The sequence below is a fragment of the Marinobacter sp. AC-23 genome, from assembly GCF_001858325.1.
In the GTDB taxonomy this organism is placed as follows: domain Bacteria; phylum Pseudomonadota; class Gammaproteobacteria; order Pseudomonadales; family Oleiphilaceae; genus Marinobacter.
Genome location: NZ_MBPP01000042.1, coordinates 1 through 17,623, shown reverse-complemented (window position 1 = coordinate 17,623; position 17,623 = coordinate 1). Strand labels below are relative to the sequence as shown.

At 52.5% G+C, this 17,623-nt stretch carries 14 protein-coding genes, 2 pseudogenes and 1 riboswitch; of the genes and pseudogenes, 6 read left to right on the top strand and 10 right to left on the bottom strand.

The annotated features are described in order from the left end of the window. Window positions 1–160 precede the first annotated feature (160 nt). Window positions 161–640, bottom strand: a complete 480-nt coding sequence (locus BCA33_RS20850) for a transposase (RefSeq protein ID WP_254774399.1) — start codon at window positions 638–640, stop codon at window positions 161–163. Here BCA33_RS20850 and BCA33_RS19860 point away from each other — a divergent pair. Further along, window positions 569–841 carry a type II toxin-antitoxin system Phd/YefM family antitoxin gene (locus tag BCA33_RS19860; protein WP_083394752.1) on the top strand — a complete coding sequence of 91 codons (273 nt, stop codon included), beginning with the start codon at window positions 569–571 and terminating at the stop codon, window positions 839–841. The genes BCA33_RS20850 and BCA33_RS19860 overlap by 72 nt on opposite strands. Next, window positions 822–1,115: a type II toxin-antitoxin system YoeB family toxin gene (locus tag BCA33_RS13465; protein ID WP_254774398.1), complete on the top strand. Its 294-nt coding sequence runs from the start codon at window positions 822–824 to the stop codon at window positions 1,113–1,115. The genes BCA33_RS19860 and BCA33_RS13465 overlap by 20 nt, the downstream gene beginning before the upstream one ends. A 223-nt stretch (window positions 1,116–1,338) precedes the next feature. On the opposite strand, the gene BCA33_RS13460 is transcribed toward BCA33_RS13465, so the two are convergent. Together BCA33_RS13460 and BCA33_RS13450 are read right to left on the bottom strand one after the other, a co-directional pair. Next, on the bottom strand, window positions 1,339–1,755 hold the full coding sequence (locus BCA33_RS13460) for a GNAT family N-acetyltransferase (protein WP_071266611.1): 417 nt from the start codon (window positions 1,753–1,755) through the stop codon (window positions 1,339–1,341). Window positions 1,756–2,432: 677 nt separating this feature from the next. Then, window positions 2,433–3,263 carry a hypothetical protein gene (locus tag BCA33_RS13450; protein ID WP_071266607.1) on the bottom strand — a complete coding sequence of 277 codons (831 nt, stop codon included), beginning with the start codon at window positions 3,261–3,263 and terminating at the stop codon, window positions 2,433–2,435. 1,136 nt (window positions 3,264–4,399) lie between these two features. On the opposite strand from BCA33_RS13450, the gene BCA33_RS13440 reads away from it, so the two are divergent. Then, complete coding sequence (locus BCA33_RS13440) at window positions 4,400–5,002, top strand: cysteine hydrolase family protein (protein WP_071266603.1); 603 nt, start codon at window positions 4,400–4,402, stop codon at window positions 5,000–5,002. Window positions 5,003–5,042: 40 nt separating this feature from the next. On the opposite strand, the gene BCA33_RS13435 is transcribed toward BCA33_RS13440, so the two are convergent. Continuing rightward, entirely contained in the window at window positions 5,043–6,101 is a 1,059-nt protein-coding gene (locus BCA33_RS13435) for a ribonucleotide-diphosphate reductase subunit beta (RefSeq protein WP_071266601.1), read from the bottom strand. A 30-nt stretch (window positions 6,102–6,131) separates the two neighbouring features. Continuing rightward, complete coding sequence (locus BCA33_RS13430; RefSeq protein WP_254774397.1) at window positions 6,132–9,083, bottom strand: ribonucleoside-diphosphate reductase subunit alpha; 2,952 nt, start codon at window positions 9,081–9,083, stop codon at window positions 6,132–6,134. Beyond that, window positions 9,040–9,238: riboswitch (cobalamin riboswitch) on the bottom strand. Its footprint overlaps the gene before it by 44 nt. Before the next feature lie 87 nt (window positions 9,239–9,325). Between BCA33_RS13430 and BCA33_RS13425 the strand changes: the two genes are divergently transcribed. Beyond that, entirely contained in the window at window positions 9,326–10,057 is a 732-nt protein-coding gene (locus BCA33_RS13425; RefSeq protein ID WP_139173005.1) for a DUF3047 domain-containing protein, read from the top strand. Window positions 10,058–10,095: 38 nt separating this feature from the next. Here BCA33_RS13425 and BCA33_RS13420 read toward each other — a convergent pair whose 3' ends face one another. Both BCA33_RS13420 and BCA33_RS13415 read right to left on the bottom strand, forming a co-directional pair. Then, the gene (locus BCA33_RS13420; RefSeq protein WP_254774396.1) at window positions 10,096–10,875 is read right to left on the bottom strand and encodes an ABC transporter substrate-binding protein; all 780 of its coding nucleotides are present in this window, start codon (window positions 10,873–10,875) and stop codon (window positions 10,096–10,098) included. A 28-nt stretch (window positions 10,876–10,903) separates the two neighbouring features. Continuing rightward, window positions 10,904–12,280 (bottom strand): amidase, encoded by a 1,377-nt coding sequence (locus BCA33_RS13415; protein ID WP_083394753.1) that lies wholly within the window; start codon window positions 12,278–12,280, stop codon window positions 10,904–10,906. Window positions 12,281–12,772: 492 nt separating this feature from the next. Between BCA33_RS13415 and BCA33_RS22825 the strand changes: the two genes are divergently transcribed. Next, window positions 12,773–12,994 (top strand): DUF2326 domain-containing protein, encoded by a 222-nt coding sequence (locus tag BCA33_RS22825; RefSeq protein WP_368087252.1) that lies wholly within the window; start codon window positions 12,773–12,775, stop codon window positions 12,992–12,994. Window positions 12,995–13,305: 311 nt separating this feature from the next. After that, window positions 13,306–13,524 carry an antitoxin Xre/MbcA/ParS toxin-binding domain-containing protein gene (locus tag BCA33_RS13410; protein WP_071266597.1) on the top strand — a complete coding sequence of 73 codons (219 nt, stop codon included), beginning with the start codon at window positions 13,306–13,308 and terminating at the stop codon, window positions 13,522–13,524. Between the two features lie 1,566 nt (window positions 13,525–15,090). Here BCA33_RS13410 and BCA33_RS13400 read toward each other — a convergent pair. The 3 genes and pseudogenes from BCA33_RS13400 to BCA33_RS13395 form a co-directional block, all read right to left on the bottom strand. Beyond that, on the bottom strand, window positions 15,091–16,656 hold the full coding sequence (locus BCA33_RS13400; protein ID WP_071266593.1) for a TnsD family Tn7-like transposition protein: 1,566 nt from the start codon (window positions 16,654–16,656) through the stop codon (window positions 15,091–15,093). A gap of 421 nt (window positions 16,657–17,077) precedes the next feature. Further along, window positions 17,078–17,402, bottom strand: a pseudogene (locus tag BCA33_RS19855) (ISL3 family transposase); the annotation flags it as partial. Between the two features lie 29 nt (window positions 17,403–17,431). Continuing rightward, window positions 17,432–17,623: pseudogene (locus tag BCA33_RS13395) on the bottom strand (sodium:proton antiporter); the annotation flags it as partial.

Below are 17,623 nucleotides of genomic sequence, written 5' to 3'. Positions count from 1 at the left end.
ATGCGCATTGGACTTACCCCGTCGCCAAATAAGCCAGCAGCCATTCACCCAGATGTAGGTAATGTCGGTCGTCCACTTCAGGTTTGGAGCCGACGCTGCAAACTGACGCCACAGCAGGTTGTCTGCCACGTTCGTCATCGCCTCAGACGTGCGACTGTATTTAAAAGCCTTGCCGTTGCGGGCTCGAATAGCCTTCTCCCTGAGACAGCGCCCGACACATCAACCGAACGGTATACGACTGACGAAACTGATCCATCAGCGCGTACTTCACTCTTGGGATTTCACGAAGTACGCAGACATCTTTTTTTAAGAACTCGTTCTCCTTCTTCAGGATCTCCATTTCGCGTTTGAGCTTCCGCATGGCTTCGCTCTCAGTCTTGGAGTAATCGACACCATCAATGCGATTGAACTGTTTATCAGACAAACGGGTGAACTGACGACGCCAGTTGTAGATCTGGCCAGGATGTATGCCCAGTTCCCGAGCAACGAAAAATCTGTCGCCGTGCTTGGCCTTGTTAGGGCTATTGCTATATAGTTGTACGGAGTTTCCGTACATAATGGTGGGATTATGGATATCATCAGTGTAAACAAATTCAGAGACAATCTGAAAAGCCTTGTAGAGCAGGTTGTTAGTAGACACGAACCTCTCAAGGTGACACGTCGTGCCGGAGAAGCATTCGTGATAATAAGTGCTGAAGACTGGGAAAGAGAGCAAGAAACGCTGCATGTACTTCAGAATCGAGACCTGATGCAACAGATTGCGGCCTCCCTCGATACCCACAGCCGTGGTCAAGGATACATACCTGATAATGAGCAGATGAATGAGATCACTGGTATTTGAGGGCAGCACCTGGGAGGCATATGAAAAGATGCGCGACAAAGACAAAAAGCTGCACAACGCTCTCTGCAAACTGCTAAAAGAAATGCTCCGCTCTGACGATCCATCAACTGGCATCGGCAAACCTGAGCCGCTTAAACATAACTTGTCAGGCTTGTGGTCAAGGCGCATCTCACAAAAGGATAGCTCATATACCGGTTCGACGACAGATCCATTTATATTTTCGCCATTGGAGGGCACTACGACCAGCCCTAACGAGGCTGTAGAAAAACCCTAGAGCCTTTTTTCGGTGATGTTCCTACGTAAAATCTGAGTATGTTTTCGGTGACAAATGCTCCAGATTTTAAGAATAGGCGCTATTTTTAGATTAATTATTGATCAACTTCAGGTCAGAAAAAGCCTCTGACCTTTTTCTACAGCCTCAACGCTGAAATAAGCGGCGGCCCGACAGGGGCGTCCGGTGGACGGCCGTCAGGCCGGGAACAAACTTAATTGACTTGTTAATTGCCAATGGTCACCTCCGGATCCAGAACCCAACAACGGTCATTGTGTGTGTAGCCGATCTGACCATAGTATGAATGAGCTGCCGGTGCTGCGATGAGTATCAATTTACAGAGCGGCCCCAGTTGCTCTTGGGTCAGTGACTGTAATCGCTTACCTATTCCTAATCTCTGATAACTCTGATGAACCGCCAAATCTGACAGGTAGCAGGCATAGTGGAAATCCGTGACACTGCGAGAGATGCCAACCAACAAATCCTCATCCCAAGCGCTTACAGTGAGATTGGAATTGGCAACCATCCCTTCCATACATTCTCGGTCGTGAATTGGCCGGCGTTCTCCGAGGGTAGAATTCTCCAACAAGCCGATGAACTGGTCAGTGGTAATGGGATGATTTACCTTGAAGCTAATAGTCATACCTCTCCTTGGCAATTAACGCCTGCATAAACGGCGGCTTTTACGCAGCGAAGCGGAGAAAAAGCCGTCCGGTGGAGGCCCATTTGGGCCGGAACGAATTTGATGCACTTGTTATAACCTAGTGGGCTTATCCCGCTGAAAGCTATGCAGAAAGACGAAGAAACTTACCCCCGTCGATATAGCAAATGCCCAGCCTATAGTGCTTGAAAATGCGTGAAAAAAATAAACGATCGCTACGCAGGAAAAAATTAACCCGAATGATCGTAGGACAAGCGAGGCAACCTGCCCGAAGTTTCCGTTCATTTCTCCCAACTTGTGGAACGTGTTTAGGGCCAGAGCAAAAGCCAAAGGCGGGAGAGCTAAGGCTGCCCAAAAAATTGCTTTTCGCTCCGTATCCGTGATTTCTGCATGGGTTGCATACGCAATAAGGATAGCGATATCGAATGCTAAGAAACCCTGGCACATTACATTGGTAAGTACCATTTGGAACCTGTTGGTGCGTTCTGCTCGTTCGTCGCTCATATTTTTAGTTATAACGCCAGCCCTAACCGGTGGCTTTTTGGCGAGCGTCGCGAGCGAAAAAGCCGTCCGGGTTGAGGGCATGGTTATACACCATCCCCGGTTCGCTCCAAACCGGCCTTCCTACCTGGGGCCTTAACAACGCCCAACCATAACGATTATTCGGCAGGTTGATGAAACAGAAGCTCGCCCTCAACATATATCTGCCGCGCAGAACCAAGGCCAGCATTTATTCGGCCGACTGCTCGCTTTAGGGCGTCCATATCAACCGGGTCCGTAGCTAAGACTGCCTGTAAATCGTCGATAGCGCCATTCAGCGCTTTTAGGATGGTGCGTGCCGCCGTTCTACCTCGTTCGGCAACGTCGACCATAGCTTGAGCGTTTTCTACCATCCAACGGCGTTGGTTGTCTGTAAGCTTTGCGATATCGTCGACCCCCGCAAGTTCGTTCGCTGCCACCACGGCACTTTCGAAGTGCGCCCAAAAACGCTCTAGGTAGATTTGTTCAGCCAATCGAGAAATTTCCGCTGAAAGGCGATCTTGTCGCACTTTGTGTTGTCTCGTTAGTTCTCCTTCGTTATTTTCGAACTCTAGCTTGAGTTTTTCCTCCCTATTTTGGAACTCTAGCTTTTGCGCACTCATCTCATTCCGGAGCGATCCGATATTCTTCTCGTAATTTACTTCGCAAGCTGCGCGACCTCTATCCTCTCCTTTTCGTACCGCATTTGCTGTTGCGTCATCAAGTTGTCGCCTTACCGCTTCCTCTACCCCCTTCTCCAAAATCAAACCATATAGTTCATCAGCATCCTTGGATGCGTCAACCTGTTGCTGGTCTACGCCTCGTCGTAAGGCGCGATTGGAAAGCTCACTGTGGACGTAACTTTTACCTTCGTCGAAAAAATGAGCGCTGCTCCAATAAGAAAACGCGGCTCCTAAAACGATACCCACTATGCCAACAACTATTCCCGCTAGGGCTCGCTTATCTCGCATTCGTGAAAGTACCTCTTCATATTGCTACTGTGTATAACGAGGCTGTAGAAAAACCCTAGAGCCTTTTTTCGGTGATGTTCCTACGTAAAATCTGAGTATGTTTTCGGTGACAAATGCTCCAGATTTTAAGAATAGGCGCTATTTTTAGATTAATTATTGATCAACTTCAGGTCAGAAAAAGCCTCCGACCTTTTTCTACAGCCTCAACGCTGAAATAAGCGGCGGCCCGACAGGGACGTCCGGTGGACGGCCATCAGGCCGGGAACGAACTTAATTGACTTGTTAAACCGCTCGTAGCCCTAGTGATTAAGTGGCCCATCTAATTTTGTGTTGAACATTTTTAGAAACTCTTTTTTATCCGTGAACCGAAAAATATGACCTCGAAATCCATATAGTTTTTCTAGAGCCTCAGAGGGTGACAACGCTTCCAAACTTAGACCAAATGTGACCACGTACCTCGAGCCGAGATATGTCTCATTGAGCAGGTCGTACCCATATAGATGACAGGCATCTTCCTTCGAGTAGACTTCCTTGACCAGAGCTACCATATTCACTCCTTGCTCATATCAATCAGCGATTTAACAGCTAATTCAACGACAAATGACATCTATCCATATGCGCCTATTTCCCTTCTTGGCACATGCGAGCAATCAAGTTTGCCTTTGTTATCAAAAAGCTACCTTCTCTATAAGGTAGACCGCCTGGAAATAGGCGTCAATTGTCGGGTTCTCCCACAAATATGTGTTCGCTTATCTATCATCGTTACTCAGTGACTATTTCATATTTTTCATAGGGTTGTAATATACCCGGCCGTAAATTCACAAAGTTTTGCGACAGTTGCCGTATATCTCCGTTTTTTTGCCGTGCAATTACGGCCAGCCGAGCTCAAATAACTGAATATCAAAACAGCATGGAGCCCGCTGGGCTGATCATTATTCAACGTCGGTGGAGCCAGCACTTACGTACTGCTACTCGCGTCGCAGGCAATTCGCCCATTAGGTTGATTCTTTTGCCACCAGCGCCCGAGTAACGTACATATATATGAGCCACTGAGGCCGGGCTCCTGGAGTCTGTTATTCATCGCGCCCCCATTTGAAGTACTGAATTGGTCGGCGGCCAACTCTAAAGGATACATCATGAGTGATATTACAACCCTTAGGGACATCGTGGGCCTGGGCAACACTGCCAGCCCCATCAGCGATTCTGCACTGGTGATTATTGATGCCCAGAATACCTATCGGGAAGGCGTGATGAAGCTCGACGGAGTGGAGCCTGCGCTGGAAGAGTGCAAGGCTCTGCTGCAACGTTTCCGTGCCGCAGGCCGCCCGGTTTTTCATATTCAGCACGACGCTGGGGCCGGCTCACCTTATGACCTCACTGCCCCTATCGGGCAAATTGCCGATGTGGTGGCGCCTATGGAGGGGGAGCCGGTTATCACCAAGAACTTCCCCAATTCCTTTGCCCAGACAGATCTGGATCAGCAATTAGCGCAGGCCGGTATCAAAAACCTGATCCTGACGGGGTTCATGTCTCACATGTGTGTGAATTCCACCGCTCGTGCTGCATTCACGCTGGGGTATAGTCCCACGGTGGTTGCCTCTGCTACAGCAACCCGCTCTTTGCCCTCGAAGGCCTCGGGCAAAACGGTTCCATCGGATCAGGTTCAGGAGGCCGCATTGGCAGCCCTGTCGGACTTACCTTCTGCCGTGGTTCCGTCCTCGGCAGAGGTTCCAGACTAACCGGTATATCCCGGCGAATACCCAAACCTGGGGCTCAGCATTACCACTCCAGCTGTGCCCCGGTCTGGTACTCAATCACCCGCGTTTCGAAGAAGTTCTTCTCCTTCCGCATGGTCGCCTGCTCATCCAGCCAGGGTGAGACGTTTTTGGCGCCGGGGAACGGCTCCTCCAGGCCCACGGCGCGAGCTCGGCGGTTGGCTACAAAGCGGAACTGTTCGATGTGGTATTCCGCGGAGTAGCCGAGGATCGGGTCGCGCAGGATGTAGTTGGCGTAGTCCCGCTCGGCGGCTTCGGATTCATCCCACATGTCGCGCACGGCCTTGGGGTCGAAGCTGATGTTTTCTTCTTCCAGGATCTGATTAACCACTTTCAGGCCGAAGGAGAAGTGCATGGATTCATCACGCAATATGTACTGAAACTGCTCGCCAGTGCCGCGCATCAGGCCGCGGCGCTGCAGGGCGAAGATGGGGCTGAAACCGTTGTAGAACCAGCAGCCTTCAAACACGCCGGCGAAAAACAGGTACGACATGATGAATTCTTGCAGGTCGTCTTTGTTGCGCAGGTTCATGTCGGAGCGCATGGCGGCGTCCAGGCGGCGGTTGGCTATCTGGATTTTGGCGTTGATTTGCGGCACTACGCGGTAGCGATTGTAGATTTCACCCTGGTCCAGGTTGAGGGTTTCAATGCAGTGCTGGTAGGCCCAAGTATGCATGGCCTCTTCGTAAACTTGGCGCGCCTGGTATATCTGCAGCTCAGGCGCGGTCATTTTTTCCATTACTGCCAGGCCGATGTTGCGCATGGCTAGGATGTCGGAAGTTGTCAGATAGGCCAGCACGTTTTCAAATACGTGCTTTTCCGCCGGGTTCAGGCGGTGGTGGTAGTCGTGAACGTCTTGCGACATGTTCACGTCCAGCGGCGTCCAGTGGTTTTTGTTGGCGTTCATGAAGTATTCCCAGGCCCAGGGGTACTTGAACGGGGCCAGCTGGTTTACGTCGGTTTCGCCGTTGATTACACGTTTGTCGTCTACGTTTACCGGCGCCGGGCCGCTTGGGTTGGCAGGCTTGGCTTGGTTGGTGGTTTCGTCGTCCCAATTAAGCATGGTTGTGCCTCTTAGATACAAAGTAAGTGGTTACTGACAAGCTTCACAATCAGGTTCGTCGATGCTGCATACTTGTGGCTGCGGTGCTGCAACCGGGGCGGCGCTTTCGTTTACGCCGGTGGCACCCAAGGAGCGCAAGTAGTAGGTGGTTTTCAGTCCACGCTCCCAGGCCAGCTGGTAAAGCTCATCGAGTTTTTTACCGCTGGGCTCCGCCATGTACAGGTTCAAACTCTGGGCCTGGTCCAGCCACTTCTGGCGACGAGAGGCAGCTTCCACCAGCCAGCGGGCGTCTATTTCAAACGCGGTGGCGTAGCGGGATTTCAGTTCGGTGGGTATGCGCTCGATTTGCTGCACGCTGCCGTCGTAATACTTCAGGTCGTTCACCATCACGTTGTCCCACAGGCCTTCGGCTTTGAGATCGCGCACAAGGGATGGGTTCACCACGGTGAATTCGCCGGACAGGTTCGATTTCACAAACAGGTTCTGGTACGCAGGTTCGATAGATTGCGACACGCCCACGATGTTGGAAATGGTCGCGGTGGGGGCAATGGCCATTACGTTGCTGTTCCGCATGCCGTGCTTGGCGATGAGTTCGCGCACCGGGGCCCAATCCAGGCGGCTGTCGGTGTTCACGCTCAGGTCGCCTTCAAGGCGGGCAGCTTTCAGCAATTCGATGGAGTCGATGGGTAGAACGCCTTGGCTCCACAGGGACCCTTCGTAGCTCTCATAGGCGCCGCGCTCTGCTGCCAGCTCCGCCGACGCTCGGATGGCGAAGTAGCTGAGCTGTTCCATGGCTACGTCTGCAAATTCAACGGCCTGCGGGCTGGTGTACGGCAGGCGCAGTGCGTAAAGCGCATCCTGAAAGCCCATGAGGCCCAAGCCAACCGGGCGATGTTTCAGGTTGGAGTTGCGGGCTTGGGGCACAGCGTAAAAGTTGATGTCGATAACGTTATCGAGCATGCGCACGGCGGTGTTTACGGTGCGTTCAAGGCGCTGCACATCCAGTTCGCCGTTGTGGATGTGAGCGGCCAGGTTCACGGAGCCGAGGTTGCACACGGCAATTTCTTCGGCGCTGGTATTCAGAGTGATTTCTGTACACAGGTTAGAGCTGTGTACCACGCCCTTGTGCTGCTGCGGCGAGCGCAGGTTGCAGGGGTCTTTGAAGGTTATCCAGGGATGGCCGGTTTCAAACAGTACTGTGAGCATTTTGCGCCACAGTTGTTTGGCCGGAATGGTTTTGAACAGCTCGATTTTGCCTTCCGCAGCGAGGGCTTCGTAGTGTTCGTAGCGCTCGCGGAATTCGTTGCCGTATAGGTCGTGCAGGTCGGGCGCGTCACTGGGGGTGAACAGTGTCCAGTCACGATCCTGGCGCATACGCTCAATCAGCAAATCCGGTACCCAGTTGGCGGTGTTCATGTCGTGGGTGCGACGGCGTTCGTCGCCGGTGTTTTTACGCAGCTCCAGAAACTCTTCGATGTCCAGGTGCCAGCTTTCCAGGTAGGCACACACGGCGCCTTTGCGTTTGCCGCCCTGGTTAACCGCTACAGCGGTGTCATTCACCACCTTCAGGAAAGGCACCACGCCCTGGCTTTGGCCGTTGGTGCCTTTGATGCGGGAACCCAGCGCGCGCACCGGTGTCCAGTCGTTGCCCAAGCCGCCAGCCCATTTGGAGAGCATGGCGTTGTCACGAATGGCGCCATAGATGTCTTCCAGGTCGTCGCCCACGGTGGTGAGGTAGCAGGATGAAAGCTGGGAATGGCGGGTGCCGCTGTTGAACAGTGTGGGCGTAGATGCCATGTAATCGAAGGAGGACAACAGGTTGTAGAACTCGATGGCACGGCTGTTGGGGTCGTCTTCACGCAGCGCCAGGCCCATGGCGACGCGCATGAAAAACACCTGAGGCAGTTCCAGGCGGTCTTCTTTCCAGTGCAGGAAGTACCTGTCGTACAGGGTTTGCAGGCCAAGAAAGCCAAATTGCTGATCGCGCTCTGGTTTCAATTCCGCGCCCAGGCGTTCCATATCGAAAGCGGCCATGGCTTCATCGAGCAATTCGTAGCGAATACCGGCGCTGATGAACGTGCTCAGGGCTTGTGGATACACCTCGGCCAGGGTCAGGTTGGTGTCCAGTTTCAAGGCGGTTACGCTTTCAAGGCGCAACTGTTCCAGCAGCAGGCGGGCGGTGACGGCGCTGTAGTCCGGCTCACGTTCGATGCGGCCACGGGCCGTCATGATAAGTGCCGTTAGCACTTCGGTTTCATCGATGCCGTTGTAGAGGTTGCGAATAGCGTCTTCCACCAGGGATTCGCCATCAATACCTTCCAGGCCAAATGCCGCCTGGTCGACCTGTTGTTTCATCAGGCCCATATCCAGCGGTGCTGTGCGGCCGCCAGCCAGTTTTACGGTGAGATGAGGGTGAGCTTCTACCGGCTCATGCAGTGCGCGTTCGCGGGCGTGTTCTTCACGGTAAAGTACGTAGGCGCGGGCCACCTTCTGTTCTTCGGCGCGCATCAGGGCCAGTTCTACCTGGTCTTGAATGTCTTCAATGTGTACTCGGCCACCGGCTTTCAAGCGGCGGCTGATGGCCTGCACAACCTGCTCGGTTACCCGGTGAACGGCATCATTAATGTGGGCAGATCCTGCTGCCTGGTCACCTTCAACAGCGAGAAATGCTTTGGTAACGGCTACACTGATTTTGGATGGGATAAAACTGACCAGGTTGCCGTTACGTTTGATAACCTGAAGGGCTTCTGTGGCGGAGGGCGATGAGGCCGGGGCTCGGCCATAGCTGTCGCAGACATAAGGTGTTCTCCTGAATACGCGTGAATTCCATAACCTTCGCGTACACAGGGCAAAACAGAGCACCAGCCAATAATAGCTGTAACCGTGCCGTGTTCGTTGCTGCTCACCTTGTAGGGCCAAATGCAGGCGCCTGAGTCGCGAAGGTGCAGTTATCCCTGGCAGTGTCTTCGGACTCAGGGGCATGAACCTCTCGGTTCTGCCTTGCGTGGCGACTTCCCGGCTTGCGCCAGTGTCTTTGTGCCACGCTCGTTCCCCAATACCGCTGCGCGTCAGTTCCGGATTCTAACCGGATTCCCGAATACCATATTTGGTATTCAACCAAGGATAGGGGCACTATATACGGGATTTTTTTGAGAGACAAGGCACCTTTCCCCAATCCGCCGGTCTATCACAAACACACAATAAAGTGGGACGATTTCATGCTTATGACCACCCGCACTGTTACCTGTCTAGTCTTTACCCTGGCCAGCCTGGCATCTCCGCATCTGCTGGCACAGGAGCCGTTGCTTCCCGCATTCTCGAAAATGGAATCTCTGTCAGATGGCTGGGAGCCACTGGAATTCCCCAACATAGAACAGCACTCGCGCTACGAGCTGATACGCGAGGATGGCACTCAGGTGGTTAAAGCCCACACCTCCGGCGGCGCTTCTGGCCTGATCGCCCGGCTGGATATCAAGCCAGAGAGTGCGCCGATGCTAAGCTGGCGCTGGAAGGTTTCCAATGTGTTTGAAAAAGGCGATGCCCGCGAAAAATCCGGCGATGACTACCCTGCCCGCATCTACGTTGCCTTCGAGTTTGAGCCAGAAAAGGCCGGTTTTTTTGAACGCGCAAAACGCAAAACGGCGGAGGTGCTGTTTGGAGAGGAATTGCCTGGTAATGCCCTGAACTACATCTGGGCAAACACCCTGCCGAAGGGCGAGTTTATAGCCAACCCCTACACCGAAAAAACTGTAATGGTTGCTGTGAATTCCGGCAGCGAAAAGGCCGGTGAATGGGTGAGTATTGAGCGGGATATTGTGGCGGACTACCGTAAAGCGTTTGGGGAAAGCCCACCGCCGATTCGCGGCATTGCCATCATGTCGGATTCAGACAACACCGGCGAGCAGGCAAGCGCCTGGTATGGCGATATCACCCTTGGCCCGGTTAGCGCGGATTAAGAATCTGCCTTAACGGTGTTCTTCAGGAAATCCGGGAATCACGAAGTCAGCCTTGAAATCCCGGACGGGTGGAGCCTCACCTCGGCTGACAAGTCGCAGGTAGCATCGTCAAACGCTTCCCGGAGCAGCGCCGCTCTGGGGCTTGCCAGGGAATACAACCAGGCCGAATAGCGTGATCTCACTTCCGAGCCCCGTACTCCGCGGTCTGATGGCTGAGCCAGTATCTCCTCAACCATTTCGCGATAATCCAGAATATAATCACCACGCTTCAGCTTGAGCATCTCGAGTGCTGCACGGCTGTTGGGAGCTTCGGTTAGCCGGATACGTTCAGAATTCTCAAGCCACGATAACAAACCGCCATAGGTGTAGCCCCCAATCACGATGACCGTTTTTCCCTCAAGCTGATTAAAGTGTGTCAGTGGCTCTGAACTCTCAAGATGCCAGGCATCAAGCCGGGTTGGATAAACATTTACCCAGCTTTCGAGCACCTCGCTCTTAAGAGCTGGCACTTCGGAAAGGCCGGGGAACAGGTCAATATCGCCGCTTTTCAGGTACAAATAAACCCGGCTTACAGGCAGGTAGATAAACTCGGCCTCATAGCCGGCTTCCTCGGCAACTTTTCGGGTGAGCTCAGTAAAAAATCCCGCCGGTTCGCCCTGCTCATTTTGGTACTCGGCAGGAGGGAACTCGGTATACGCAATGCGCAGTTTGTTACCGTCGGCATTGGCCAAGGCAGGCCCCGCTAACACAATCATGGCAAGCAGCGTGACAGTAACGCCCAACCGAGCTACGAAGGCGAAGAGCAGGTTCGGGGGCAAAAATAAATTCCAGTATTTAGTCATAGTATCAATATGTTGAGCGTATAAGGACGTTTTCCACCGCCTGCGCAATACCAAGCACAGAACTGTCTAGCCCATTACGGCCAATCAGCATCAGGCCGCTAGGCAGGGCGCCGTCTTGATGGTTGGGGAGTGTGATAGCGCACAGATCGAGAAGGTTGGCCACGGTGGGGTTACGCAGAACAAGCATGTTCAGGCGCCCGTACTCAGCATCGCTTTCAAGCTCGGCGAGCAGCGGCGGCTCAACAGGCACCGTGGGTGCAAGAATCCCGTCATAGGCACTGAGCCATTGGTCCGCCTGTTTTTTTCGCGCGGCCCGGCGCTGCAATAGCTCAAGGTAATCCGCGGCGCTGATACCGGCGCCCCGCTCCAATCGCTGGCGTACCCGAGGGTCGTATTCTTCGCCGTGCTGCTGCAACCAGTGTCGGTGAACGTGATAGCTTTCCGCCGCTGAAAGCCCTCCGTTCTCCATAAGTTCCGGCAACGTATCCAGCACCGGCACCTGTGTTTCCACAATCTGAGCCCCGTTGTCTCGCAGTGTGCGCAGGCTACTGGCGAACGCTTCGGCAACCCCCGGGGACAGGTCATCAAGCATGTAATTGGCCGGCACCACAAAGCGTCGCCCGCGCAGATCTATGGGAGCCGCCTTCTGCCAGGGCTCACCAGCCATAACGGCATCCAGGCGGGCACAACATTCAACACTGTGAGCAATGGGGCCGATGGAATCGAGGCTCTGGGATAAGGGGAATACGCCATCGCGAGGTATGCGTTGCTGGGAGGGTTTGAAGCCCACCAAACCACAAAATGCGGCCGGTATTCGCACCGACCCGCCGGTATCACTGCCAATGGCCGCAGCGGCCATGCCATGGGCTACCGCAGCGGCCGCCCCGGATGATGAGCCACCGGATATCCGCCCCGGCGCAAGTGGGTTGGCAGGCGTACCATAATGGGGGTTTAGCCCAAGCCCGGAGTAAGCGAACTCGGTCATGTTGGTATGCCCGGTGATAACCGCACCGGCCCTGCGCAGGCGCGAGACAATCAGCGCGTCACTTTGCGCTTGCTTGTCCCACCACTTGGATCCTGAGTGGGTTACTTCACCGGCAACATCAAACAGCACTTTAAGCGCTATCGGCACCCCGGCAAGCTCGCCCAGCGGAACCCCGCCCTTCTGAAGCGCATCAACGGCGGCGGCTTCCGCTCTGGCTGTCCGGTCGAAACGGGCCGTATAAACCTGGTTGGCTGGGTCATCGTGATGGTCAGCGTTACTCAGGCACTGTTCAAGAAGTTGGCTGGCACGCCATTTGTTCTGGTGCAGTCCTGCCAGCAGAGACGACAAAGTGGTCTCTGTCAGTTCTATGGGGGGCTGACCAGGCTGTGTTTTCATATCTCCACCAGTGTCACCCGATAATAAAGATTGATAAAAAGAGGCATCATTTTCGCACATTTCCGGACTCGAAAGATTCTAAAGTTTGATATTTTTAGACCCTGCCGCGGGGTAACCCACCCCGACTTCTGACATTAAAGTTTGATAAAAAGCTCTATCCTTTTCTTTTCGCGACTCCAGTCCCTGTGGCGAGGGGATGTCCAATCAGAATAGAAGCAACCTGCCAAGTACGCTATGATTATTCAAATGAACGTCATGGCGGCCATCGCCAGAAACGGTTTAGCACTGGATGCGTCTCGATGTCGAGTATGGATGATTTTTTCTTCAGAGCGCTCTTCAAGCTAAAGGTACATGAATCGCATGGTGCCGCCTTTCAGCAGTTGATTAACGAACTTTTCCGTTACCGGTTATGGCGTTGAGGGGTTCCAAGTGATTGCGCCTTGGGGCAACTGGGGCGACGGCGGTAACGATGGCTGAGTAGAAGCTACTGGCATTTACTACGACTTCATCCACGTCCATTCGGCACTGGCAGATACTGGAAAACAGTACATTGCCTCCCTCAATACCGAGAACTTTGATGCAATGCTTGCGCATCTATCTGACAGTGCGCAAGCCGATCTCAAGCAGAGAGTTGCCGTAACCCTTCGCGGTGACGACCCAAAGAACAAACTTTTGGGAATCCGGTTCGGCAGCCAGCCTTCATCGAATGCCTGACCTGCTACAAGCAACTCATAGACCATAAATTCCCCTTATAGGCTAAGGTATAGCGCGACAATTAACTTGGCCGGTTCAGCGACAACCAAGGTCTTTGAGTGAGACTTGGGTATTGGGATCCATCGGGTCAAAGTTTGTAGTAGTATCCAATGAAACTCACTCAATTCCAGCCCGTAGAATCGAGTGCGTGTCGATGTCTTTTGAATCCCTGGGGACTCAGTACGAACTCGGCATCGAAAATACTATGTGCAATACTCACTGGAGATTGATGGCACGTTGCCGATTAACGCCTTCGCGAGGGTAGACGCCACATGAGCCAAGACAACGTAGATCTAAACACTTTGCGCATGACGGCTATAGCGGAAGCAGTCGAGCTATTCGAAGGAAACCAAAAACTCGCTGACCAGTGGCTCTCAGGGCCTGTCCGTGCGCTGGGGGACAAAAAGCCAAATGACTTACTGAAATATGAAGAAGGTATCCAGCAGGTACGAGACGTAATTGGTCGGCTCGAACACGGCATCGTTACCTGAACCAGTCCTCAAGCGCGCTTTACCTCTTTCACTAACGCCTTGATATGGCGCTCCAGTATATTTACCCATCTCCTTTGATATTGTTCTGGGCTCACCGCTACTGATTCCCCCCCGCTTTTAGTGACTCGGTGGGGATGAGCGCAGGTTCTCGGGACGGCATTCAAACGTTTGATGTAATCGAGATCCCAGTACAAACCCATGGTTGAGCAACGCTGAAGCAATGACTTAACTCCCTCAGTCGCATCCTTAGAAAAAACCACTATCAAATTGCTTAGTGTATGCGAGTTGAGCAGGCTCTCCGTATCAACTTCAATGACAATGACCGGAACAGACTGATATTTCAGCAATGCGACGTAACTTTGCACTGGCATTCCAGTTATTGTTTTGGTGGCGGCCAAATTGGAGCCTCTTGGCCAAGGTAGTTGAAAACACACCTTCTTTTCAAAAGTGAAGCCGGGGCGCTCTCCTAGTTGCTGCACTACTTTTTCGAAGATCTGGAATTTGTCTGCTGGCTCAACTTCGGTGAGTTCCTCCGCGATCAACTCCGCCTCATCTCCACCCCGATTAATGCCATAGTCAAGCTCTCGCCCCGTACCACCTTCCGTAGCATGGCCGGGGCTACTGGTTTCTGCCGCCGGCGTTGAGTCAGCATCTACAACGGGCTTTACGCTGTACCTTCTGCCATTTACCTGTACTTTAACTTCCAGACTGTCGTCAAACGAGAACTTAAATCCGTGATCTGCAACCTGGTCTAACCTTTTCCCAAGCAGTGGCTCTAAACTGAGTTCCAATAACGGATCATCGTCGCTACGCTGTATTTTCGGCCTCTTACCGTTAATAGGTTCTTTCGCCAAAAGCTCATTGAACCTCGGATGATCAATGACTATCGGTTTTTGATGAGAAAACACCGGATTATGAAAGCGAGTGACTTCATCGATCGTGAATATGTCACTGGCGTCTCCTGCCCCGGAATAGCCGGATCCTGCAACATGCCACCCTTTCATTCGTGGCGGATCGAAACGAAAATTCCATGATTCGCTATCTGATTCCATCCAAAAGTTCAGGATCGACCCAAAGCTTTTTCGAGCATTTTGATCCAAAACCATCCATGAGAAGTGAGCAAGTGTGGCTTTGGACTTTAGATTCGCTTGCGGGTAATCCACCACTGTTGGGAACTTGATAGTTGTCGCATCCTCACTCTCCGAAACCTGTGCCAGGCCAGACAAACCATTAGGTCTAAAGGCTGTTCTAGCAAGTTGGAAATTATGAAGAAACAGGCACTTCGCTAGCTCTAATTGCCTTACGCGAACTATCGTGCCGCGCTCTGTTTTAAACCGGAACCAATTTACGCCTGATGAAGCCCTCGTCAGCTGTGGCTCCTCAATTACTTTGAACTCGTACTTTTCAGATTGAGGCGCCGGGTTCCTTTTCTTATTTTCGTAACTGCTCCCCACTACCAACATGGAAATCAGCTCAACAGGAACGGCTTGCTGAGCATGGCCTTCGAATTTTACGTTAATGTAGGGGCGGGCCTTCCCAAAGAGCCATTTTCGCTGATGAATTCCATCAGCCCGCTTGAGGGCGCTGTCGGAAGGTAATCGCCTCAGAACGGCGCCAGGCGGGGATGGCTTGGAAAAGTATTTGACGGCCAACTTCTCGACACTTTTTTGGATCGAGCCCGGCCATTCGTTCAATTTCATAGGTAGGTATTCGCCATTCATTTTGCAAAACCAAGCCGGCAAATATACAAGCCAGCCGTCTCGCCTGATGCTCATCGACCGACTCTGTATACCGAATAAAGAACGCTTGGCATAAAGGCAGCTTAGCGAGTTTCTTCTCCAGGATTTTGCTGTCAGTCACCTGTTTGCAGTACCAGCGTTTCGAGCGCCTGGCACCTTCCAGATCTTGCCAGACAGCCCTCTCAATTGCGATAAGCTCCCGCACAATCGTGCGATCGCGCCTTGGCCAATCTACCTTTACCCTCCTTCTGGAATTAACCTTCTCGGGTTTGTGTGACGTAAGCCAGTCTGAATCAAACCGATACAGCCACGAATAGACTCGTGCGCCCTCCCGATGTTTCCGAACCTCACGCAGGGAGCCATATCGACTCAATAGGTCGCTCCAACACAATCGATACTGATGACAAGCCTTCTCCGCACGTGGTGAAAAATACCTGGCCTTCCCCATGGGCTGTTTCGAGAACTGGGAAGCCTCAGCTAACACATCGCACAACGCGGGCTCTTTGTCATACATCGCAAACCAACAAACGAAATGTTGTAGGTAAGAAAATGGCCGACGGTGCTTTCGGAACATTGAAACAAGCCAGTTGTCATCAATTCCAAGTGAAAGGCCATGACTCTCCAACCAGTCAACTCCCCAATAGGCTCGAACCCGAGCAGCAACTTCCTGATGCTGGACGCCTTTTCCTCTACTAAGATCATGTTGGTGCGCCAGAGCCCTATAGAATCTCGACCACTGATAGTTATTGGGTGCGTCTGTCGCTTTGCATCGAAGCAAGTCAGAGACTCCAATAGATAACAGAAGATTTTTTCTGTCGGCCAGCGGTGAAACCGCGGGAACATGTTGCGTGATCGCCTGTGTACCAACAAACCGGTGCCGCCTGTGCGACTGCAGAGGGATTCCCGTATCGATCAGTAAGCAGCCATGTTTCGGGCATGCTTCAACTCCGGGACACTGGAAAATCCGTTGCCAATATCGGTAGCCAAACTTTCTTAACTGGTGCTGACAGCACAAAGGGCAGACCCTGAAATTGGATGGCCAAACAATATTTGAAGCATTAACGCCGGTTCTCAGCATGCTGTGGTTTTTGCCCTGGCCACATAAATCCAAGACAAATTGATCGTAGGCCTTCATAGCTACGAAGGGACGAAACACGGGAAGAAGCGTATGCTTCTGTAACAGATCTCGGGGCGAGATTGTCCACAAGTGCCCAATATTCGCGAGCAGTTGATTTGTATGGCCCTGAAGAACCGACGACGGCACAATTTTCTGAGAAGCAAAAAGCTGACCCAACGCCACCTTGTCGTCTTCTAGGCCCTGCCGTTGCACGAACCGAGCTATGACGCTACCAAGCAGTTCGTCGTCATGGGCGACTGGAAATTGCATCAACATGTCTGATCGATCCGAAGTCTATCTGATCAGATTGTAGTCAAAAGCTAGAAGCTTAGCGGTATTTCCCCAATACCGTATTCATAAAACTGCTCACTGACTTCGGGCCAGTCTGGATACCGACCGTTCTTTCCATTTCCTTTATCGGTCGCAATGGAAGTCTCCCGCTCGCAAGCGCCACACTACCGAAGATAAATAGGAAATTGTCTCTCTGAATACTTTTACAGTGAGGACATGTATTGGCCCAATACTTGCTACCGTACCCTTTATAACTCGCCCTGATTTTCTAGAGGGTCTGAGGTGGACCCATGATTAACAAACACCGCATTATGCAACTACGCCAAATATTCGACGTACTCCTGCCGTAAGTGCCATTGCGAGTGCACCCCAAAATGTAACTCGGATTGCGCCGATAGCAATTGGGAATGCGGAGCGTCTTGAAGCGGCGCCAGCGGCTTAGGAATTCGACACAGGCATTGAAGATTGCTCGCATCATCTTCTCGTTCAGACCTGCCTGGTGGGCCACGAAAGTATAGGGGTGGTTGAAGAACTCATGTAACCGCAACGTTATACGAAAGCCGTCCACCATTTGCGGGAGTTGGGGTCTGAATATGGTGTTGCAAGCAACGGCAGGTGTATCCGCGTCGGATCACCCAGAGGGTAACTCGCTTGCCGAATCGCACGAGTTCACCCTGCACGCCGCATTCCTGGCAGTCAATGGAATCGGGCTCGTCAACCTGAAAATGCAGAGAGCATTTTGTAAGTAAGGGGCATTGTTTTAACCCTGGAGCGCCAGAATACGCCTGGCACCGTTAAGCACAATGATTCCCGAGATGCCGCCGATGATCAGATCTGGATAATTAGATCCTGTCCACGCAACCAACGCACCAGCGGCAATGACGCCTATGTTGATCACCACGTCATTGGCGGAGAATATCCAGCTTGCCTTCATATGCGCCCCACCCTCTCT